Genomic DNA, 19825 nt, shown 5'->3' with positions numbered 1-19825 from the left:
AGCATCAATGGTCGGATCAAGGGACAGATTCGGCTCACCCGCGCCCGTGGTCCGTGACTGCTGTGGCGGGCCCGATATATTTGGCCGGCGCCGGGACAAAGGAAACCGTGACGTCGCCCGCTTTGCGCCGGTTGCATGGCTTGTAAGGGTGGATTGCGACCGTCGCTGTCTAACGCGGCAACGAGAGAACAGTTGCATGAACGTGCGGCGGAGGCCACATCTGGCATGTCCGGCCTTCGCGCTTCAGGGAATTCCGATGTTGATGGTTCTGAAATACTTTTTCGCCTTTGCGGTGTTCCTGTCGTTCGCGATCATCCTTGCAAGGATCGTCTTTGCAGCGCCGACGGCGACCGCGCGAACCGACAGCCTGGCCTTACCGCCTTCTGTCTCCGGGCCCATCGCCGACGCGCTGGCACAACGCAGCAAAGATCACGCCGGTCTGACCGGTATCGCGCCGCTGCAGAATGGTGCCGACGCCTTTGCCGCGCGGATGATCCTGGCGGATGCTGCCGTGTCGTCGATCGACGCGCAGTATTACATCTGGCACGGCGATCTGACGGGATACCTGCTTCTTGATGCGATGCAACGCGCCGCCGAGCGCGGTGTGCGGGTGCGGCTTTTGCTGGACGACAACGGCACCTCGGGCCTTGACCCCGAACTGGCCGCATTGGTGGCCCATCCCAATGTCGAGGTCCGGCTTTACAATCCGTTCAACCTGCGGCGGCTCAAACTTCTGTCCTATGGGTTCGACTTTTTCCGTCTGAACCGCAGGATGCATAACAAATCCTTCACGGTAGACGGCCACGTGACAATTCTGGGGGGCCGGAATGTCGGAGACGAATATTTCGGCACCGGCGCAACCGCGCTGTTCGTCGATCTGGACGTGCTTGCGGCGGGTGGCATCGTGTCCGACGTTTCGGCCGATTTCGACCGGTACTGGGCGGCACCTTCGGTTCACCCCGCCGGGCTGATCGTGGGCAAGTCCGACGGTTCTGACCCGATTGGTGCAGGATTGGCTCAGAGACAGAGCGATCCGCAAATGTCTGAATATCGTGACCTTTTACAGAAATCGGATATCGTGGCCGCATTGGCTGAGGGGCGTCTTGAGCTTGAATGGACCACCGCCGTTCTTGTCAGTGACGATCCGGTCAAGGGCGAAGGCGCTGTTCCGCGTGAGGATCTGCTTGCCTCGCGTCTGTTGCGGGCGGTTGGGCATATCGAAGCGCAGTTTGACGGAATCTCACCATATTTCGTACCGGGTAAGGTGGGAACGCGGGCCTTTGGCACACTGCAGAAAAGCGGCGTCTCGGTCCGGATGCTGACGAACTCGCTTGAGGCGACAGACGTGCTGCCGGTTCATGCGGGATATGCCAAACGGCGCAAGGCATTGCTGCGGTCCGGTGTCGGGCTGTACGAGTTGCGGCGCACATCGGCACCGAATGCCCCGCTCGACAAGATCGGCCCGTTCGGATCATCGGGGGCCAGCCTGCACGCCAAGACATTTGCAGTCGACGGTGAGCGGATTTTTGTTGGATCGTTCAATTTCGATCCGCGGTCGACCACGCTGAATACCGAAATGGGCCTGTTGATCGACAGCCCGCAGATGGCGCAGGGCCTGCACGACGCATTTGACCGCGAATTAAGCGGTATGGCGTGGCGGATTGAACTGAAGGCCGGGCATCCTGTCTGGGTCGATCCGGTCACAGCCGAGGCGACAAGTGACGAACCCGGCTCGAACATATTCAAAAGGGCGGCGATTGCCGTGGTCGGCTGGTTGCCGGTGGAATGGCTTTTGTAAGCAGCCGCCAAGGCTTGCGGGCGGGCGGGTTCGGGGCATGCCGCCCGCCGCCCGCCCCCGCACGCAGGTCACGCTTCGGTCGCTGCTTGAGCCTGTTCAACCTTGATCACCGTCAATGCCCGCCGCTGGTGGTCGCGCGTGTTCCAGTGAAAGGCCGCACCTTCGGCGAGCCCGACCAGTGCCACGCCGATTGGCGTCATGACAGACACCCGCTGGAGGGCGATATCCGCGTCTTCGGGATAGACCAGCGTCACGGTCTTTTCCTGTCCGGTGGATTCATCGCGATAGGAAACGGTGCTGCCGATGGTCACCACATTCGCCGGCAGTTTTTCCTGCTTGACGATGCGGGCGCGCCCCAATTCGTCAAGCAGACGATTGGCCAGCTCCGGATTGCGCTGAATCGCGCCTTCCGCCAGGGATTCCAGATGGGCGAGGGCATTCGCCTCGATCACGATTCTCGGGGCGCGCTCGCGGCGCGGTTTCACGTTGTCAGTCCGGGGAGTGGACATCAGAAGACCTCCTTCAGAGATGAGTAAAAAAAACGACAGCGGGGGAAGCAATATGCCCCCCATGGATAGCGGTTTGCAGTCTTAGGTCGGTTGTTCGACGCCGGTGACCAACAGTGTGGCGATGGTACCGTCCTCGGACAAGAGCGGGGCGCCTTGGCCCACCCGCATACCGATCAGTGTGGCGCCCAGCAGCGAGAATACCGGAATGACCCCGATATCTGGCGCTGAACGCGCCGTGTGGGACATCAATCCGGTCTGCAACGGCCCGTTGCCCACAGAAAACTCGACCCGGCAACCGCCGGTTACGAGATCGCGGAGCGACAGGTTGCTGACGGGATCGGATGTCATGATCTTGTGGTGCAGAACATGGCAAAGGATCGCCGCATCCGGCTGTTCCGGTGTTTCACACAGGGACAGATATTGCTGAAGCCGCCGATGGTCGTCCAAGGGCAACATCGCCTGACGGCGCGTTGATATCTTGGGGCCAAGGCGGGACTGGGGACTGGAAAATTGGGTTTCGCGAATACCGGTCATGACTGCTCCTCGGACGACAATGTCGTTTCACGCTCATACTTCGGATTGAGATGATGCCCCGGGTCGTTCGACAGGCGCAGGCGCGCCTAGACCGCCCGGGGAAAAGGGCGGTTGAGCAGGCGAAAGCGGAAATGATCTGCATGTACCATCATGAATCAAAAGGTAGTCACCCACCCTTCACAAGTCAATTGGCCAAGCAAATTCACCGATAGGGATGACCGACCTGTCCGCGAAAGAGGCAAAGCAACGGCAAATGTCGGTGGTATTCAGGCGGTTATCCGCACACTCTCCAAAAGGGCACCGCACGGCTTGTGCAGATCGACCATGGCCGGTGCTTCTGCCTTTGCCGGACATGGCTGTCCGGTGTCCCGCGTGGCGGGTGTTTCATGCGCCGCAGGCACTGCCGGGTGCGGCAACAGAATTGCCGGGTGACCGGCAGATGCGGTGGGCGATTGGCCCGGACGGCGCAGCGTTGTGGCGGTGAACGTCCGCGATTACAGCGGGCGCTTGAACCAGCGTGCCAGTACGCCAATCACGCCTTCGCGGAACAGCAGCACGCCAATCACAAAAATGACGCCCTGAATCACGGTCACCCAGGCTCCGAAGGTCGCAAGATAGTTCTGCATCGTCACGATCATCGCGGCCCCCGCCAACGGGCCAAAGATGGTGCCCATGCCGCCGAGCAGTGTCATCAGCACCACCTCGCCCGACATCGACCAATGCACATCGGTCAGCGAGGCAAGCTGGAACACCTGGCTTTTCGTGGCCCCGGCAAGTCCGGCGAACGTCGCCGACAGCACAAAGACCATCAGCTTGTAACGGTTGACGTTATAGCCAAGCGAGATCGCGCGCGGTTCGTTCTCGCGGATCGCTTTCAGCACCTGACCGAAGGGCGAATTCACGATGCGGTACAGCATCAGAATGCCACCGAAGGTCACCGTCAGCACAAAGAAGTACAGCGGAATGTTGTTCTCAAGCGAGAAGATCCCGAACAATTCGCCGCGCGGAACCGACTGAATCCCATCCTCGCCGCCGGTAAAGGGCAGTTGCAGGGACAGGAAATAAATCATCTGCGCAAAGGCCAGCGTGACCATGGCGAAATAGATCCCCTGCCTGCGGATCGACAGTGAACCGATCACCAGCCCGAGAAAAGCCGCCGCGGCCGTGCCCGACAGCACCGCCAGTTCGGGCGTCAGGCCCCAGACCTTGGCGGCGTGGGCGGCGACATAGCTTGCGCTGCCGAAATAGGCGGCATGGCCGAATGACAGCAGCCCGCCAAACCCGAGAAGCAGGTTGAACGCCGCCGCGAACAGCGCAAAGCACATCACCTTCATGGCGAAGATCGGATAGACCATGAACGGCAGCACCATCAGAAATGCGAGCAGGCCAAGGAAAATGATCTTGTGCAGCATCGGCATTCCGGTGGCCGAGGCGATCGTCTCGACAGGCGGGGTTACGGTGTCAGTCTGTTGCATCTCAAGCGGCCTTCCCGAACAGCCCTTCGGGCTTTATCAAAAGTACGATCGCCATGATGACGAAGATCACCACCGCCGATCCCTCGGGATAGAATACCCGGGTCAGGCCCTCGACCAGTCCCAGCACGTATCCCGTCAGGATTGCCCCCATGATCGATCCCATGCCGCCGATCACGACCACGGCAAAGACCACGATAATCATGTCGGCGCCCATGTTCGGATTGACCGAATAGATCGGCGCGGCCAGCACACCGGCAAACCCCGCCAGCGCCACGCCAAAGCCATAGGTCAGCATGATCAGCAGCGGCACGTTGATGCCGAATGCACCGACCAGCACCGGATTTTCGGTGGCGGCGCGCAGATAGGCGCCAAGCCGGGTCTTTTCGATGATGAACCATGTGGCCAAACACACAATCGCCGAAGCAACGACGACCCAGGCGCGATAGTTCGGCAGGAACATGAACCCAAGGTTGTTGCCACCCGACAGGAGGTCAGGAATTTGGTAGGGCAGGCCAGAAATACCATAGTAGTTCCGGAACAGCCCCTGAATGATCAGCGCCAGACCAAAGGTCAGCAGCAGCCCGTAAAGATGGTCAAGATGATAGAGCCGCGACAGCATCGTGCGCTCCAGCAGAATTCCGAAGGCACCCGTGATCAGCGGCGCAAGGATCAGCGCGGGCCAATAGCCGATGCCAAGATAGTGCAACAGCATCCAGGCCACGAAGGCGCCCATCATGTACAGCGCGCCATGGGCGAAGTTGATGATGTTGAGCAGGCCGAAAATCACGGCCAGCCCAAGCGACAAGACAGCATAAAACGACCCGTTGATCAGGCCAAGCAGCAGTTGTCCCAAAAGGACCTGCGGCGGAATTCCCAAAAGCTCGAACATGCGAAAAGTGCCCCGTCGTCGTTTCATGCACCGCCCCCCGGATGGATCCGGAGGGCGGATTGGCCGTTATCGGCTTACATTTTTGTAAAGTCGCACTCGTCCAGCATCGGCAGGAAGGCGTCATCGCCATTGATCGAAGAGATTTGGTTGTAGAGATCCCATTCGCCGGTCGATTCGTCCGGTGACTTGACCTGAAACAGGTACATGTCATGGACCGCACGCCCGTCGCCGCGCACCTTGACCGTGCCAAAGAGCGGATCTTCGATCTCCATCTCTTTGATCTTGGCAACCAAGGCCTTGCCGTCATCGGCGCTGCCCAGAGCTTCGACCGCAGCAAGATAAGCCAGCGTGCCGGAATAGACCCCGGCCTGCACCATGGTCGGCTGCGAGCCGTGGGTGTCGAAGAACCGCTTGGACCATGCACGGGTCGCGTCGTTCTGATCCCAATAGAAGGCTTCGGTCAGGGACAGGCCCTGTGCCGTCTGGGCCCCAAGTGCGTGCACGTCGGTGACAAAGAACAGCAGCGCGGCCAGCTTTTGACCCGCCTGTGTGATGCCGAATTCCGACGCCTGCTTGATCGCGTTCACCGTGTCGCCGCCAGCGTTGGCAAGACCGATGACATCAGCGCCAGACCCTTGGGCCTGCAGCAGGAACGACGAGAAATCCTGTGCCGGGAACGGAACGTTGACGGTGCCGACGACTTCGCCGCCGTTCTCTTCGACCACCTTGGCGGTGTTTTCTTCCAGTGAGTGACCGAAGGCATAGTCAGCGGTCAGGAAGAACCACTTTTTACCGCCTGAATTGGTCATCGCGCCGCCGGTGCCATTGGCAAGGGCTGCGGTGTCATAGGTCCAGTGGATCGTCGTCGCGCGGCACTGTTCGCGGGTCAGCGCGGTCGAACCTGCGCCGGAATTGATCAGCACGCCGTTCTTTTCGGCGGTGATGTCGGCCACAGCCAGCGCGACCGAGGATGTAGGCACGTCGAGGATCGCGTTCACGCCTTCTTCGTCATACCACTGACGGGCGATGTTCGAGCCGATATCGGGCTTGTTCTGGTGGTCGGCCGAGATAATCTCGACTTTCAGGCCCTTGTCGGATGCCTTGAAATCTTCGACCGCCATACGCGCGGCCACGACCGAGCCTTCGCCCGAAAGGTCAGCATAGACGCCCGAGCGGTCGTTCAGCACGCCCAGCTTGACTTCGATGTCCTGAGCCATCGCCGATCCGGCGATCAGCGCGCCGAGCGCCGTTCCATATGCCAGTGATTTCATCATGTCGTTCTCTCCCTTATCATGACGCAATTTCGCGCCGGTTTTTGTTGTTCAGACGCCAAGATAGGCGTGCAGCTTGTCCATGTTCGCCTGCAGGTCGGCGTTGGGGATCATGTCGATCACCCGCCCCTGATCGACGACATAGTGACGGTCGGCGACCGATGCGGCGAAGCGGAAGTTCTGCTCCACCAGAACGATGGTAAAGCCTTCGTTCTTCAACGCGGCAATGGTGCGACCGATCTGCTGGACGATGACCGGGGCCAGCCCCTCGGTTGGTTCGTCCAGCAAAAGCAATTTGGCGCCGGTGCGCAGAATCCGCGCGATGGCCAGCATCTGCTGTTCGCCGCCAGACAGTTTCGTGCCCTGACTGCGGCGGCGTTCCTTGAGGTTGGGAAACAGGTCAAAGATCCGCTCGACGCTCAGGCCGCCATCGGCGATGCGCGGCGGCAGCATCAGATTTTCCTCGACGTTGAGCGAGGCGAAGATGCCGCGTTCCTCGGGGCAGATGGCGATGCCGAGCCGCGCAATCTGGCGTGGTTGCAGGCCGATGATCTCGTTGCCGTTAAAGCGGACCGAGCCTTCGCGCCGGGGCAGGATGCCCATGATCCCAAGGAGGGTCGATGTCTTGCCCGCGCCGTTGCGCCCCAAAAGGGTCACGACCTCGCCGGGGTTTACCGTGAAATCGATTCCGTGCAGGACATGGCTTTCGCCGTACCAGCCCTGAAGCCCCTCGACCCGCAGCAGCGCGCCGTCACTTGCCTTGTCGCTCATGCTTCTGCCCCGATATAGGCTTCGATCACCGCAGGCGATTTGCTGACCGTTTCGTAATCGCCCTCGGCCAGAATCTCGCCCCTCGCCAGGACGGTGATCCAGTCCGACAGATCGGCAACGACCGACAGGTTGTGTTCGACCATCAGGATCGTGCGGCCCTTGGCCACGCGCCGGATCAGTGCCGAAATCCGTTCGACATCCGCCTGCGCCATGCCCGCCATCGGTTCGTCGAGCAGCAGCATATCGGGCTCAAGTGCCAGCGTCGTCGCAATTTCCAGAGCGCGCTTGCGGCCATAGGACAGATCGCCCGCGCGGTTATTGACAAATTCCGACAGTCCGACCTCTTCCACGAAGGCGCGCGCCGCATCGTCAAAGCGGGTCAGCGTTTTTTCCGACCGCCAGAAATCATAGCTCTCGCCGCGCTTGCGCTGAAGCGCGACACGCACGTTCTGCAACACACTCAGATCGGGAAACACTGCCGAGATCTGGAACGAGCGAACAAGGCCAAGCCGCGCAATCTGTGCCGGGGCCATGCGTGTGATATCGCGCCCCTCGTATATGATCGTTCCGCGCGTCGGCTGAAGGAATTTCGTCAGAAGATTGAAGCAGGTTGTTTTTCCGGCGCCGTTCGGCCCGATCAGCGCGTGAATGCTGCCCTTGCGGATTTTCAGATCGACGTTGCTGACGGCAGCGAAGCCTTTGAATTCTTTCGTCAGCCCCCGAGCTTCCAAGGCATAGGTCATATCTGGCCTGCCGCCGGGAGACGGAGACTCGGCTTTTTGCGATACTGGAAAAATTCAATCATCTGGGTCCGGGCCTCTGAAATTCTCAACGCGAGACTGAAATAATATACCCTAATCGTCAATGAGTTCGTTCTGATTATTTCGTGCCCGCCAAGATACCTGCTGCTCCATCCATACAGTTGAAACGTAGTCAGGCAATGCTTCCCTTGGGTAACCGGACCTCCTCTGGACGGTGCCAGCGCCCGAAAGTCTGTAAAGCATGGGTTGGCCGCAGATTTACACGGCACCGGGTCTAGTGCCGGTCTGGAGGAGGTGTCGGCGCGGGTGGGAAGCGGGACGCCTGCGGGTTCGAAAAAGCCGGGTAAATGATCGCGCCGAGCGGCTGTCGGCGTGCCGCTGGCAAGTACGCAAGTCCCGCCCGATGCCCGATCCCGATGTCTAGATATGTAAGGGGAAGGCGGCGGGCTGGCGTGACAAACCATGTCCCAAGGCACCGCTTCCTTCCCTGCGAAAGGATCACACCATCAGACAACAGGAGCGCACGTGTCAGGCCGTCTGGCTCGTCCGCTCGATATATCCGCGCAGTTCCTCGGCCTCGTGGCGTGCATCGCGCAATCCGTCCATGGCCGCTCGCAGTTCGGCCTCGGTCTGGGCGAGCTGGTTGGTCAGTTCTGCCTCGCGTGCATGGACATAGCGGATCGCCTCGTCGCGGGTCTCCTCGGCCTCGTGCAGCTGCTGCGCCATTGTGTCGAGCTCGCCGATATCGCTTTGGCTGACCCGGGTCAGTTTGTGAACCAGCCAACTGGCGAACCAGCCCAGCGAAAAGGCAACGAACAGGATAATCGCCGTTGCGATGATGAATTCAGTTCTGTTCATTGTCGCTTTCTGCACCGCCCGTGATGATCTCTCCGCCCTCAGCCTCGGGCGCGTCCTCGGCCCCCGCAGGGTCCTCTTCCGCCGTCCCGGTTCCGGCGTCATCGTCTTGCTCGTCGTCATCGGCGGATATCAGTTTGAATTCAATCCGTCGATTGGCTTCGCGCCCGTCTTCGGTTTCATTGGTGGCGATCGGGCGTTCTTCGCCAAAGCCGATCGCCGAAAGATTGGCCGTGGCAACCCGGCGCGCTGCCAGCGCGGTCAGCACCGCCTCGGCCCGGGCCTGTGACAGTTGCTGGTTCATCGATTCGCGGCCCTGGCTGTCGGTATAGCCGCCGATCTCCATCTGCACATCGTTGCAGGTGCGCAGCAGTTCGGCGATCCGTTCGACCGTTTGCCGCGCATCGGTGTCGATGTCGGACGAACCGGGGGCAAAGGTGATCTTTCGCGCGCCCATGACCTGATTGATTTGCGCCACGCATTCCTCGGGAGTGGGCAGGCCCAGAACCGGATCGAGCTTTTTGTCATAGGTCACCCGCAGGGCGAAATTCTCGGCGCTGCCCAACTGATCCGACAGGATGCGGGAGATTTCAGCGCGGGCGTCGGGGTTGCCGCTGGTGCCGGTGATGCTGACCACCTCGGGTTGGACCACGGCAGTGCCGTTGTGCAACTGTCCCAGCGCTTCGAGCGCGGCCAGCACACGGGGCAACCAGCCATCGGGTAAAGTGTCGTCCGTGCGGGTGGCGTCCGTTACCGCATCGACGCCGAAACGTGCCTTGGCAAAGCTGCCCATGGCGATGCGGGCGCGGTCCCCTGCGATCCGACCTCTGAGCTGCACCAGACCTTCGACGCTTCTGGTGGCAATGAATTCAGGCGGTCCGTCGCCTTCGCCGGTGCCGTCGATCACCACTTTTTTGGGCAGTACGGCGAACAGGGAAAATCCGAGCGGCAGTGCGCCTTCCAGCTCTCCTGCCATCCTTTCGAACAGCGCGGGATCGGTCGTGTCCTGACCGATCAGCGTGATGTCGGCATCCGAAAGCGTCAGTGATCCGCCGCCGAGTTCGGCCAGCACTTTAATTCCCGAAACTGCGGCGCGGGACCAGTCGGGGCTGGGCACGCCAAGACCGATGGTGCAGTCGGCCGATCCCTCGAGCCCGGCATCGCGGGCCGCGGACAGAATCTGAGTCCGGCCCTGTTCGGTGGCGGCGGAGCAGGCGTCGAACCTTGCGCCGTCTTCGTCGATCAGGAACCGCAGGGTAAAGGGCGTGATCACCGGGCGCGGTGCTGCGACGTTCATCTCCAGCTTCAGCCCGGAGGGTGCCGCGCGGCTCAAATCGGATTCGATCCGCCGTTTGTCGGCGCGACTGTCCGAAATCGCATCTATCGACACGGCGTCGGCGGCGATCGAGATTTTCGAGCGCGGCAACTGGCGCAGCGCCAGCAGGCCGAAGTCCAGCGCGGCATCCCAGCCTTCGGGGGATGGGAAATCGGCGGTTTCCAGAAGATCGCTCACCTCTCCGGCCTTGGGCAGCGCGCGGATCCTGGCGACAAGCGCTTCGCGGTCGGACACCAGCGGAATCAGTCCGATCAGTGAAATTCCGGCGGCATTGCGCAGCACTTCGATGGAAAAGCGGGGCGCTTCGATCACCGAGGCCGCGGCCACATCGAATCGGTCGATCACCCGCGCGGCGTCAACGATTCCGTTCGCCACAGAGATGGCGCGAAACCGGCTCGCTTCGTCCGGGGCGGTGCCGTCAAGCAGCACTTGCAGCCCGTCAGCCGAAGCACTAACCCAGTCGTGCCCCTGATCGCGCATTGCCGTGGTGACGGCGCCAGCCGAACGTTGTTCGATCTGGGTGACGGCAAAACCTGCGGAAAATACCGACAATATACAGGCCACAACAAAGGCGAGCAGCATCGGGACAAAGTTGGAAAAGCGCATGCCGTTCAAGGCTCCCAAGGGCATTTAAAAGGTGTTTATCGTCCGACCCGCCCCGGGGCAATCAAAGCAACACCGCAATGGCGAGAAACAGCGCAACCAACAGACCCGCGTCCCGGTTGGAGCGGAACAGTCGCAGGCAAACGCCCGTGTCGCGGATGTCGAGGCGCGACAACTGCCAGACCATGTGCCAGCCCATGGCCCATGGTGCCCCCAGCGCCACAACCACCGCCAAGACATTCGCCCGCCCGACCAGTGCTGCGATGATCGCCAGCGCCATCAGGGTCACGTTGGCCACCAAAAAGCGGCGCAGCCATGTGTGGGTGTCATCACCAAACAACCGGGCCGTCGATTTGACTCCGATCAGCACGTCATCCTCGATATCCTGATGGGCATAGACGGTGTCATAGAACAGCGTCCAAGCAATGCCGGACAGGTAAAGAAGGATGGCGGGCAGTTGGACGTCGCCGGTGACAGCGGCAAAGGCCAGCAGCGCGCCCCAGTTGAATGCCAGCCCCAGAAACACCTGTGGCCACCAGGTAAAGCGCTTGGCAAAGGGATAGATGGCGACCAACCCCAGGCTGCCGATTCCCAGCCAGATCGCGACGGGATGGAAGGTCAGCAGGATCGCGAAGGCCACCAGCGCCTGAACCGCCAGCCATGCAAGCGCCTGTCTGACGCTGACCTGACCGGATGGGATGGGCCGCGATCGGGTGCGTTCGACCCGCCCGTCGATGTGGCGGTCGGTGATGTCGTTCCAGGTGCAGCCGGCACCGCGCATCAGGAAGGCGCCGATGGCGCAGCCAAACCCGATCCATGCTTCGGTCCAGCCGAATCGCCCGATCATACTGGCGGCCAGCAACAGGCCCCACCAACAGGGCAGCAACAACAACCAGGTGCCAATCGGCCGATCGGCCCGCGACAGGCGAAGATAGGGCCGCGTGGCGGCAGGCGCGATCCGGTCGACCCAGTTGCCTGTAACGGCATCCGCAACGGAATCGGTGGCTGGCGAATCCGGTGGTGGGGTGCCCGGGGCCGAGGGCTCTGGCGTCGTCTGGTCCGTGGACATAGAATGCTCCCATGGCTTCGATCGTCCGTCTGTTCCTAGACCACCCACTTGCGCCGGCGCAATCCGTGCCGCTGTCGCAAGCGCAGGCGCATTACCTGTTCGGGGTGATGCGGCTGTCTGTGGGGGCGGAACTGCGGGTGTTCAACGGGCAGAGCGGCGAATGGCGGGCCGAGGTGGAACTGGCCGGTAAACGGCGCGGCGTGCTGCGGGTGGTTGAATCCACACGGGCGCAGCAGGATCCGCCCGATGTCTGGCTGCTGTTCGCGCCGCTCAAAAAAGCGCGCACGGATTTTATCGTCGAAAAGGCGGTGGAACTGGGCGCGGCGCGGATCTGTCCGGTGCAGACGCAATTCACCAATGCGGAACGGGTGCGGCAGGACCGGCTGCAGGCCCATGCGGTCGAGGCGGCGGAGCAATGTGGCGGAACGTTTGTGCCTCCGGTCGAAGAGCTGCAGCGGCTGGACCGGGTTCTGGCCGATTGGCCCGCCGACCGCCTGCTGATGTTCTGTGACGAATCGCTTGCGGCGCGCTCGTCGGTCCTTTCGTCCCTCCTCGCGGATGGCGGCGAAAGCGCCGTCAGGGTCGATGACGCCGGAAAGGTCGAGGAGGGACGAAAGGACCGAGGAGACACCCCCGGTCCCTGGGCCATCCTGATCGGCCCCGAGGGTGGCTTTTCCGAGGCCGAGCGCGCCCGCCTGTCGGATCTGCCATTCACCCGCGCGGTCAGTCTTGGCCCCCGGATCCTGCGCGCCGACACCGCCGCCGTGGCTGCGCTTACCCTGTGGCAATCGATTTACGGCGATTGGCGATGATGCGGAGCTTTGCATGAAATCCCTGATCCGTCCTGACCTTCGTGCCGCTCTCTGGCACTGGCGCGAACCTATGGTGGCCGGGGCTGCCGCGCTGCTTGGCCTGTGGTGGGCCCTGACAGCGCTGGGCCTGTTGCGCTGGGCGGGAATCACGATTTTGGTGGCGGGCGGCGTTCTGGCGTTTCAGGCCGTGCGTCGGGCACGGTTTCGGAGCGATGGCCGCGGGCTGGGGGTGGTCGAGGTCGACGAACGTCAGATCACCTATTTCGCGCCATCCGGTGGTGCAGCGCTGTCCATCGACACTCTGGTGCGGGTGGAATTTGACGCCCGCGCGCCACGCGCATGGCTGTTTCACTCGGACGGAGCCGCGCCGCTGCGCATCCCGGCCGATGCCCGTGGGGCGGAAACCCTGTTTGATGCCCTTGCTCCGCTTCCCGGTGCCGATTTCGATCTTGCCCTGCGCGCGGCACGGGGGGACGGCCCACATCTGTCGGTGATCTGGACCAAGCCCCGACGACGGCTGCATTGACTTCCCCGGCGTTTCCTTCCAACGCTCGACCCGATCTTTGACCAACCCCTTACCGACCCTTGCTGAAGCACCGGAGAAAAGCCCATGTCCATTCCCCAAAGCGGCGGTGGCCCGATTGAACGGCACGAAGAGCTTGCCGAATACATGGCCGACGGCTGCAAGCCCAAGGAAGATTGGCGCATCGGGACCGAGCACGAGAAGTTCGGCTATTGTAAGGATACTCTGCTGCCGCTGCCCTATGAGGGGAAACGCTCGATCCATGCCGTTCTGGAAGGGCTGCGCGACCGCTTTGGCTGGTCCCCCGTGACCGAAGGCGGCAACCTGCTGGGGCTTGAAAAGAGCGGCGCCAACATCAGTCTGGAGCCGGGCGGACAGGTTGAACTGTCGGGTGCGCCGCTGGAGACCATCCACCAGACCTGTGACGAGGTGAACGACCACCTGCGCGAGGTGAAATCTGTCGCCGATGACCTTGGTGTGCGGTTCATCGGGCTAGGCGCCGCGCCGGAATGGACCCACGAGCAGATGCCGCTGATGCCCAAGGGGCGGTATCGCCTGATGGACAGTTATATGGGCAGTGTCGGCACCCATGGCACCCAGATGATGCGCCGCACCTGCACGGTTCAGGTCAACCTCGACTTCGCGTCCGAGGCGGATATGGTGCAGAAAATGCGCGTGGCCATCGCGCTGCAACCCGTCGCCACGGCACTGTTCGCCAATTCGCCATTTTTCGAGGGCAAGGTGAACGGTCACAAGTCTTGGCGTGCCCGGGTCTGGCGGGGGCTGGATGATGCGCGCACCGGGATGGTGCCTTTCGTCTTCGACGAGGGGTTCGGGTTCGAGGCATGGGCGCAATATGCGTTGGATGTGCCGATGTATTTTGTCTATCGCGACGGAAAATACATCGATGCGCTGGGCCAGTCGTTCCGCGATTTCCTGAAAGGCGAACTGCCCGCGCTGCCGGGTGAGACGCCAACGCTTTCCGATTGGGCCGATCACCTGACGACCCTGTTCCCCGAGGCACGGGTCAAGAAATTCATTGAAATGCGTGGCGCTGATGGGGGCCCTTGGCGTCGCCTTTGCGCGCTTCCGGCGTTCTGGGTCGGGCTGATGTACGATCAATCCGCGCTGGATGCTGCATGGGATCTGGTCAAGGGATTCGATGCCGAAACCCGTGAAGCCTTGCGCGTCGGCGCGTCGGAACAGGGGTTGCAGGCCAAGGTCGGCAACATTTCGATGCACGATCTGTCACGCGAAGTCGTGGCAATTGCCGATTCCGGTCTCAAGGCGCGGGCCCGGCCCGGTGCGGGCGGTCTGATTCCCGATGAGACCCATTTCCTGAACGCGGTGAAGGAAACGATCGAAACCGGGCGCACCCCGGCGGACGATCTGCTTGCCGACTATCACGGCAAGTGGAACGGTGACCTAAAGCAGATCTACGCTGACTATAGCTACTGACGCCGTGCGATCCTTCGTTTGAACCACCTGTACAGCAGACCCGCCGCTCCGGCCCGGGCCGGTGTGGCGCGCAGATCGAAGGGATAACCGATAGGGATGAAGTTGCCGAACGGGGAGTCCGGCATCGCCCATCTTTCCTAATCGAAAAGGATAGCGGGCGAGCCGATGTTGGCGAGCAGGGCCGCCGCCGGTCCCGCGCCACTGGGAATAGGTCAGCGAACACGTGACATGGTTGAAATCGACGATGGAGTCGTTATTCTCCTCGCCGCTGTCCAGATCGACGCAAGTCACCGCTCCGTTCCTCATCAGCCGTTCGGGCATCGGTGCGGCGGGATCGTCGGCCCGCAGGTCGACGATACATCAGGCAAAGGCAGAGTCGAGGATTGCCGCAACTGCGGGATGGGCTTCTTCCCGCGCCATTGCCTGATTTGGCAGGATCAGACCCGCCACACACAGAGCAATCGCGCGATACGGCCGATCATGATTTTGCCCCGATGCGCGGTTCCGTTCCCGCCCGCAAGCGGGCGATGTTGGCGGCGTGACGCAGGAAAATCAACACCGCAAGCGCCGCAAGCAAAAGTGAATAACGGCCATTTCCAAGCATCATCGCGATGACGGGCGACAGTCCGGCCGCCGCCAGCGCCGCCAGCGATGAAAACCGGAAGGCCGCGGCCACGGCAGCCCAGATCGCGCAGGCGGCAAGCCCGACAGGAAACGCCAGCGCCAGCAGAGTGCCAAGGAAGGTCGCCACCCCCTTACCGCCCTTGAACCCCAGATAAACCGGATAGCAGTGCCCCAGAAACGAAGCGAAGGCGGCCACCTGCGCGGCTGTATCACCTGCCAACCAGCGCGCAAGCAGCACGGCGATCGCGCCCTTGCCCGCGTCCAGTATCAGCGTCAGGAAGGCCGCCGTACGGTTGCCGGTGCGCAGCACATTCGTTGCGCCGATATTGCCCGATCCGACTTTGCGCAGATCGCCCAACCCGAACAGCCGCGCCATGACCAACCCAAACGGCACCGCGCCCAAAAGATAGGCCAGAACCGCCGTCAGCCCCAATACACCCCAGGCGATGTTAACCATTTCGGTCCCCTTGTTTCCGTTCGCCCGGATTTTCGCCGGCCCTGTCTTGGTATCGCCCGCGCCGCCGGTCTGACAACGCCATTTTAACCATTCGACCACAGAACCTGTGGCACGCGAGACTCACCCGGGCGCGACAGTGTGGGGCAGGGCGCGCAATTCGGGGCAATCGTTGCGCAGCGCGGCGCGTTTCGCCTAGACTTGCCGTAAAATACAGGAGGTGGGTAATGCGGTGGATGGTCCGGGTCGTGATGGGGCTGGTCGTGCTGGGGCTGTTGGCAATCGGCGCGCTGCTGTTCCTGCCTGCCGAAAAGATCGCCTCGCTTGTCGAAAACCGGTTTCAGGCGGCCACTGGTCGCACGATGACGGTCCAGGGCGACGTCCGACCGACTCTCTGGCCCAGTCTTGGCGTGACCACGGGTGCGGTCGAAATCGCCAATGCCGACTGGTCCGACGCCGGGCCGATGCTGCGCGCCAAGGGTCTGTCGGTGTCTGTCGATGTGATGGCGCTGTTGACGGGCGATATTCGAATCACCGGAATCAGCGCGGTTTCACCAGAAATCCTGTTGGAAATCGCAGATGACGGGCGCGGCAACTGGGAAGTCGACGGTGCCGCCGAACCTGCCGCGCCTGCGGGGGAAAGTGCCGGTTTGCGGCCCTTGATCATCGACAAGGCCGAGGTGCGCAATGGAACTGTCCGGATGATCGATCACCGTTCGGGCGCCGACCACCGTCTGACCAAGCTGGATGCCACATTTGCAGTCCCGTCGATGGTTGGCAGCACAAGTTTCGATCTCTCGGCGCTGATGAACGGTCAGGCCCTGCGCGCAAAGGGCAGTATTGACGGGCTGGCCGGTTTCCTTGACGGTGGTGCGGTGCCGGTCAAGGCCAATCTGGAGGTCGGTATTGCCAAGGCGGCATTCGAGGGGCGGGCAGGACTGGTGCCGTTGGCCGCGGCGGGGCGGCTGACTGCGGATCTGGCCGATCTGAAATCGGTGATGGCCGCTCTGGGTCAACCGGCGCCTGACCTGCCTCGGGGGCTTGGGGCGCAAAAACTGGCGGTTGTGGGCGACGTGACATTCACCCCGGGCACGCTGAATCTGCGGGATGCCAAGGTTACTCTGGACAGCAACCTGTTCACCGGGGCTGCGGATGTGACCTTTGCCGAAAGACTCGCAGTCAACGCGCGCCTGACGACCGGGGCGCTGGACCTGAGCGGGGTTTCGGGTGGTGAAGCCCAGCCCAAGCCGACTGCGGCGACAACCGGTTGGTCCAAAACACCGATTGATGTCAGCGGTTTGCAGGCGATGGATGCCAAGATTTCGCTGGTCGCGTCTTCCATCCGCTTTGGGGCAACCAAATTGGGTGCGACCAGTCTTTACACCACATTGGAGAATGGCCGTGCGGTGACCGAAATCAAGGAGCTGCGCGCCTATGACGGCAAGATTGATGGATCGGTCATCATCAATTCCCGTGGCGGGCTTTCGACGCGGCTGATCCTGAACGGTTCGGCGCTCGCGATCTCGACACTGTTTGCCGAAGTGCTGGACTTCGACCGAGTGGTGGCCAGCGGCGACCTTTCACTGAACCTGCTGGCAGTCGGTAACGATCTGGATACGTTGATGAAATCGCTGAGTGGCGAGGGGCGGTTCTCCACCGGCGCCGGTGAGTTGCTGGGGCTGGATCTGGCCGGGATGCTGCGCACGCTGGATCTGGGGCATATGGGCATCGGGTCGAAAACGATCTTTGACAGGATCAGCGCAAGTTTCATCGTTGACGAGGGCGTGTTGCAAAACGACGACCTGAAATTTCAGGCGCCGCTGCTGGCGGCCAGCGGGGCGGGCACGATCGGGCTGGGCGAACGGGTGGTGAATTATCGTCTGGAACCGCATCTGTTGAAAGACCCGAACGTCCGCGTGCCGATCCTGATCACCGGCCCCTGGGCGGCGCCGAAAATTCGCCTGGATCTGGAAAGTCTTGCGCGTGAAAAGCTCGATGCCGAACGCAGCCGGACCGAGAAAAAAGCAAAGGCCGCCGCGCTGGAAAAGCTGGGCGAGGCGTTGGGCATGGAGGTCGAGACCGGGCGGCAGGCAGAGGACGCAATCAAGGACAAGATCGAGGAAGAGGCAAAAAGGGGGCTTTTGAAACTTCTCGGCGGCGACTGATCAGCGGGTCGGCACCGGCTCTTCTCCGTGATAATCGTAGAATCCGCGTTTCGTCTTGCGGCCCAGCCATCCTGCCTCGACATATTTGGTCAACAGCGGGCAGGGGCGGTATTTTGTATCGGCCAGCCCGTCGTGCAGCACGTTCATGATGGCAAGACAGGTGTCCAGCCCGATGAAATCAGCCAATTCCAGCGGCCCCATCGGATGGTTGGTGCCCAGCTTCATAGCCTTGTCGATGCTGTTGACGTTCCCGACCCCTTCATACAGCGTATAAACCGCCTCGTTGATCATCGGCATCAGGATGCGGTTGACGATAAAGCCCGGAAAATCCTCGGCCGTCGCCGCGACTTTGCCCAGCCTGTCGACCACGCCAAGACAGGCGTCGAACGTTTCCTTGTCCGTTGCGATGCCACGGATCAGCTCGACCAGTTGCATGACCGGCACCGGGTTCATGAAATGGAAGCCCATGAATTTCTCGGGGCGGTCCGTGCGCGACGCCAGCCGGGTGATCGATATGGACGAGGTGTTTGAGGTCAGGATCGTCGTCGGCTTCAAGTGCGGCAACAGGTCTTCGAAAATCGCCGTCTTGACCGTTTCACGTTCGGTTGCCGCTTCGATCACCAGATCGGTCTGGCCCAGATCCGCAAGCCTCAGGGTCGTGCGGATGCGGCCCATCGCCACATTCTTTTCATCTTCGGTGATCTTTTCCCGGCTGACCTGCCGGGCCATGTTGCCATCGATCAGGCTGCGCGCACGGTCCAGACCTTCCTGACTGATGTCGGTCATCAGCACGTCATAGCCTGCCAGCGAAAAGACATGGGCGATCCCGTTGCCCATCTGCCCCGCGCCTACGATTCCGACCTGCTGAATGTCCATGTTTCAACGCCCCCTGTTATGCCCGGCGACCATATGCGGCAGCGCAGCGCAGGTGCAAGGTGCAATCCCGCAAGCATCTGAATCGTTCGAATTCGCGGATTAGCGGATTGCTCACTCATTTCATGCAGGTTGGATTCGGGTGAGATGAAATGGGTGAGAGTCATGGCTTACGAAGGTATGCCGCGGCCTGCGTTGGACTATGCGCCGTGCAGGTACGGGGAATCCAGGGTGTTATATCGCGGTCCGAAACAGCGGCTTTACGGGTCGTTCATCGCCGTGCTTGGCGGATCGGAGACATATGGCCGGTTTTTGGCGGATCCCTATCCGTCGCTGTTGCAGGATGAAACCGGGGTGCGAACAATCAATTTTGGCTGCGTGAATGCCGGTGTTGACGTGTTCCTGCAGGATGAGGCGGTGCTGTCGGCGGCCCGAAACGCACAGGCGGTTGTGATTCAGATCACTGGTGCGCAAAATCTGTCAAACCGGTTCTATGCGGTGCATCCGCGCCGCAATGACCGGTTCGTCCGGGCCAGCGCAATGTTGCGTGCGGTGTTCCCCGAGGTGGATTTTACCGAATTCCACTTTACCGGACATATGCTGACCACATTGCAGCATACGTCAGACGCGCGGTTTGCACTGATTCGTGATGAGTTGCAGCGTGTATGGGTGGCGCGGATGAACCTGCTGATGGCGCAGATCGGACGGCCGGTAATCCTGCTTTGGCTGGGCGACCGCACACCGGACGATCTGGCTGATCGGGTTGAGGATGGCGGGCCGATGTTCGTCACCCGCCGGATGATCCGGATGTTGCGTGGCCGGATTGCAGAAACGATCGAACACCGGCTTGCAACCGACAGCGGGGTCGGATCGCTGCACGGAAAGGTGTTCACTGATGCGGAAGAGGCGGCGGCGCTTGCGATGCCTGGCCCCGGAACCCATCACGCGCTTGCCGTGCGCCTGGCCGAGATCCTGCGCCCATCCGAATCCCAGGGCGAGGGGGCCATGTCTGGCAATCACCGGCCCTGAACTCACCCGTTCACGG

18 protein-coding genes are annotated in these 19825 nt (G+C 61.7%); 6 read left to right on the top strand and 12 right to left on the bottom strand.

Annotated features, from left to right (window positions below; all coding sequences use genetic code 11):
* Positions 1-256 precede the first annotated feature (256 nt).
* A complete protein-coding gene (locus FQ320_RS10755; protein ID WP_148472066.1) occupies positions 257-1798 on the top strand; it encodes a phospholipase D family protein in 1542 nt (513 codons plus the stop codon).
* Positions 1799-1866: 68 nt separating this feature from the next.
* On the opposite strand, the gene rnk is transcribed toward FQ320_RS10755, so the two are convergent.
* From rnk to ubiA, 10 genes are all read right to left on the bottom strand, one after another.
* Positions 1867-2307: a nucleoside diphosphate kinase regulator gene (rnk, locus tag FQ320_RS10750; RefSeq protein WP_148472064.1), complete on the bottom strand. Its 441-nt coding sequence runs from the start codon at positions 2305-2307 to the stop codon at positions 1867-1869.
* An 81-nt stretch (positions 2308-2388) separates the two neighbouring features.
* A complete protein-coding gene (locus FQ320_RS10745) occupies positions 2389-2841 on the bottom strand; it encodes a hypothetical protein (RefSeq protein WP_148472062.1) in 453 nt (150 codons plus the stop codon).
* A gap of 494 nt (positions 2842-3335) precedes the next feature.
* A complete protein-coding gene (locus FQ320_RS10740; RefSeq protein ID WP_148472060.1) occupies positions 3336-4316 on the bottom strand; it encodes a branched-chain amino acid ABC transporter permease in 981 nt (326 codons plus the stop codon).
* A 1-nt stretch (position 4317) separates the two neighbouring features.
* A complete protein-coding gene (locus FQ320_RS10735) occupies positions 4318-5205 on the bottom strand; it encodes a branched-chain amino acid ABC transporter permease (protein ID WP_148472476.1) in 888 nt (295 codons plus the stop codon).
* Between the two features lie 74 nt (positions 5206-5279).
* Complete coding sequence (locus tag FQ320_RS10730) at positions 5280-6479, bottom strand: ABC transporter substrate-binding protein (protein WP_148472058.1); 1200 nt, start codon at positions 6477-6479, stop codon at positions 5280-5282.
* Between the two features lie 48 nt (positions 6480-6527).
* Positions 6528-7247, bottom strand: a complete 720-nt coding sequence (locus tag FQ320_RS10725; protein ID WP_148472056.1) for an ABC transporter ATP-binding protein — start codon at positions 7245-7247, stop codon at positions 6528-6530.
* Positions 7244-7990: an ABC transporter ATP-binding protein gene (locus FQ320_RS10720; protein ID WP_148472054.1), complete on the bottom strand. Its 747-nt coding sequence runs from the start codon at positions 7988-7990 to the stop codon at positions 7244-7246. The genes FQ320_RS10725 and FQ320_RS10720 overlap by 4 nt, the downstream gene beginning before the upstream one ends.
* A 546-nt stretch (positions 7991-8536) precedes the next feature.
* The gene (locus FQ320_RS10715; RefSeq protein ID WP_148472052.1) at positions 8537-8866 is read right to left on the bottom strand and encodes a hypothetical protein; all 330 of its coding nucleotides are present in this window, start codon (positions 8864-8866) and stop codon (positions 8537-8539) included.
* Complete coding sequence (locus FQ320_RS10710) at positions 8853-10805, bottom strand: OmpA family protein (RefSeq protein ID WP_148472050.1); 1953 nt, start codon at positions 10803-10805, stop codon at positions 8853-8855. Before FQ320_RS10710 ends, FQ320_RS10715 begins: the two co-directional genes overlap by 14 nt.
* A gap of 61 nt (positions 10806-10866) precedes the next feature.
* Positions 10867-11871, bottom strand: a complete 1005-nt coding sequence (ubiA, locus tag FQ320_RS10705; RefSeq protein ID WP_148472049.1) for a 4-hydroxybenzoate octaprenyltransferase — start codon at positions 11869-11871, stop codon at positions 10867-10869.
* 11 nt (positions 11872-11882) lie between these two features.
* On the opposite strand from ubiA, the gene FQ320_RS10700 reads away from it, so the two are divergent.
* From FQ320_RS10700 to FQ320_RS10690, 3 genes are all read left to right on the top strand, one after another.
* Positions 11883-12683 carry a 16S rRNA (uracil(1498)-N(3))-methyltransferase gene (locus FQ320_RS10700; RefSeq protein WP_148472047.1) on the top strand — a complete coding sequence of 267 codons (801 nt, stop codon included), beginning with the start codon at positions 11883-11885 and terminating at the stop codon, positions 12681-12683.
* Positions 12684-12696: 13 nt separating this feature from the next.
* Complete coding sequence (locus FQ320_RS10695) at positions 12697-13209, top strand: hypothetical protein (protein WP_148472045.1); 513 nt, start codon at positions 12697-12699, stop codon at positions 13207-13209.
* A gap of 84 nt (positions 13210-13293) precedes the next feature.
* Positions 13294-14664 (top strand): glutamate--cysteine ligase, encoded by a 1371-nt coding sequence (locus FQ320_RS10690; protein WP_148472043.1) that lies wholly within the window; start codon positions 13294-13296, stop codon positions 14662-14664.
* A gap of 478 nt (positions 14665-15142) precedes the next feature.
* On the opposite strand, the gene plsY is transcribed toward FQ320_RS10690, so the two are convergent.
* A complete protein-coding gene (plsY, locus tag FQ320_RS10685) occupies positions 15143-15745 on the bottom strand; it encodes a glycerol-3-phosphate 1-O-acyltransferase PlsY (protein WP_148472041.1) in 603 nt (200 codons plus the stop codon).
* A gap of 224 nt (positions 15746-15969) precedes the next feature.
* On the opposite strand from plsY, the gene FQ320_RS10680 reads away from it, so the two are divergent.
* Complete coding sequence (locus FQ320_RS10680) at positions 15970-17907, top strand: AsmA family protein (RefSeq protein WP_148472039.1); 1938 nt, start codon at positions 15970-15972, stop codon at positions 17905-17907.
* Here the strand turns inward: FQ320_RS10680 and FQ320_RS10675 are convergent, their stop codons facing one another.
* Positions 17908-18783, bottom strand: coding sequence for a 3-hydroxybutyryl-CoA dehydrogenase (locus FQ320_RS10675; protein WP_148472038.1), 876 nt, complete (start codon positions 18781-18783; stop codon positions 17908-17910).
* Between the two features lie 144 nt (positions 18784-18927).
* Here FQ320_RS10675 and FQ320_RS10670 point away from each other — a divergent pair, with 144 nt between their 5' ends.
* Positions 18928-19809 carry a DUF6473 family protein gene (locus tag FQ320_RS10670; RefSeq protein ID WP_370513049.1) on the top strand — a complete coding sequence of 294 codons (882 nt, stop codon included), beginning with the start codon at positions 18928-18930 and terminating at the stop codon, positions 19807-19809.
* Positions 19810-19825: the final 16 nt, after the last annotated feature.

The sequence above is a fragment of the Oceaniovalibus sp. ACAM 378 genome, assembly GCF_008085915.1.
Taxonomy (GTDB): Bacteria; Pseudomonadota; Alphaproteobacteria; order Rhodobacterales; family Rhodobacteraceae; genus Oceaniglobus.
Note: the sequence above shows the minus strand (reverse complement) of the source record. Positions and strands in the feature narration are given on the sequence as shown.

What these genes read in the sequence shown, in the direction of transcription:
- FQ320_RS10755 (WP_148472066.1), top strand. Translation starts at nt 257, where the DNA reads ATGTTGATGGTTCTGAAATACTTTTTCGCCTTTGCGGTGTTCCTGTCG.
- rnk (WP_148472064.1), bottom strand. Translation starts at nt 2,307, where the DNA reads ATGTCCACTCCCCGGACTGACAACGTGAAACCGCGCCGCGAGCGCGCC.
- FQ320_RS10745 (WP_148472062.1), bottom strand. Translation starts at nt 2,841, where the DNA reads ATGACCGGTATTCGCGAAACCCAATTTTCCAGTCCCCAGTCCCGCCTT.
- FQ320_RS10740 (WP_148472060.1), bottom strand. Translation starts at nt 4,316, where the DNA reads ATGCAACAGACTGACACCGTAACCCCGCCTGTCGAGACGATCGCCTCG.
- FQ320_RS10735 (WP_148472476.1), bottom strand. Translation starts at nt 5,205, where the DNA reads ATGTTCGAGCTTTTGGGAATTCCGCCGCAGGTCCTTTTGGGACAACTG.
- FQ320_RS10730 (WP_148472058.1), bottom strand. Translation starts at nt 6,479, where the DNA reads ATGATGAAATCACTGGCATATGGAACGGCGCTCGGCGCGCTGATCGCC.
- FQ320_RS10725 (WP_148472056.1), bottom strand. Translation starts at nt 7,247, where the DNA reads ATGAGCGACAAGGCAAGTGACGGCGCGCTGCTGCGGGTCGAGGGGCTT.
- FQ320_RS10720 (WP_148472054.1), bottom strand. Translation starts at nt 7,990, where the DNA reads ATGACCTATGCCTTGGAAGCTCGGGGGCTGACGAAAGAATTCAAAGGC.
- FQ320_RS10715 (WP_148472052.1), bottom strand. Translation starts at nt 8,866, where the DNA reads ATGAACAGAACTGAATTCATCATCGCAACGGCGATTATCCTGTTCGTT.
- FQ320_RS10710 (WP_148472050.1), bottom strand. Translation starts at nt 10,805, where the DNA reads ATGCGCTTTTCCAACTTTGTCCCGATGCTGCTCGCCTTTGTTGTGGCC.
- ubiA (WP_148472049.1), bottom strand. Translation starts at nt 11,871, where the DNA reads ATGTCCACGGACCAGACGACGCCAGAGCCCTCGGCCCCGGGCACCCCA.
- FQ320_RS10700 (WP_148472047.1), top strand. Translation starts at nt 11,883, where the DNA reads ATGGCTTCGATCGTCCGTCTGTTCCTAGACCACCCACTTGCGCCGGCG.
- FQ320_RS10695 (WP_148472045.1), top strand. Translation starts at nt 12,697, where the DNA reads ATGAAATCCCTGATCCGTCCTGACCTTCGTGCCGCTCTCTGGCACTGG.
- FQ320_RS10690 (WP_148472043.1), top strand. Translation starts at nt 13,294, where the DNA reads ATGTCCATTCCCCAAAGCGGCGGTGGCCCGATTGAACGGCACGAAGAG.
- plsY (WP_148472041.1), bottom strand. Translation starts at nt 15,745, where the DNA reads ATGGTTAACATCGCCTGGGGTGTATTGGGGCTGACGGCGGTTCTGGCC.
- FQ320_RS10680 (WP_148472039.1), top strand. Translation starts at nt 15,970, where the DNA reads ATGCGGTGGATGGTCCGGGTCGTGATGGGGCTGGTCGTGCTGGGGCTG.
- FQ320_RS10675 (WP_148472038.1), bottom strand. Translation starts at nt 18,783, where the DNA reads ATGGACATTCAGCAGGTCGGAATCGTAGGCGCGGGGCAGATGGGCAAC.
- FQ320_RS10670 (WP_370513049.1), top strand. Translation starts at nt 18,928, where the DNA reads ATGAAATGGGTGAGAGTCATGGCTTACGAAGGTATGCCGCGGCCTGCG.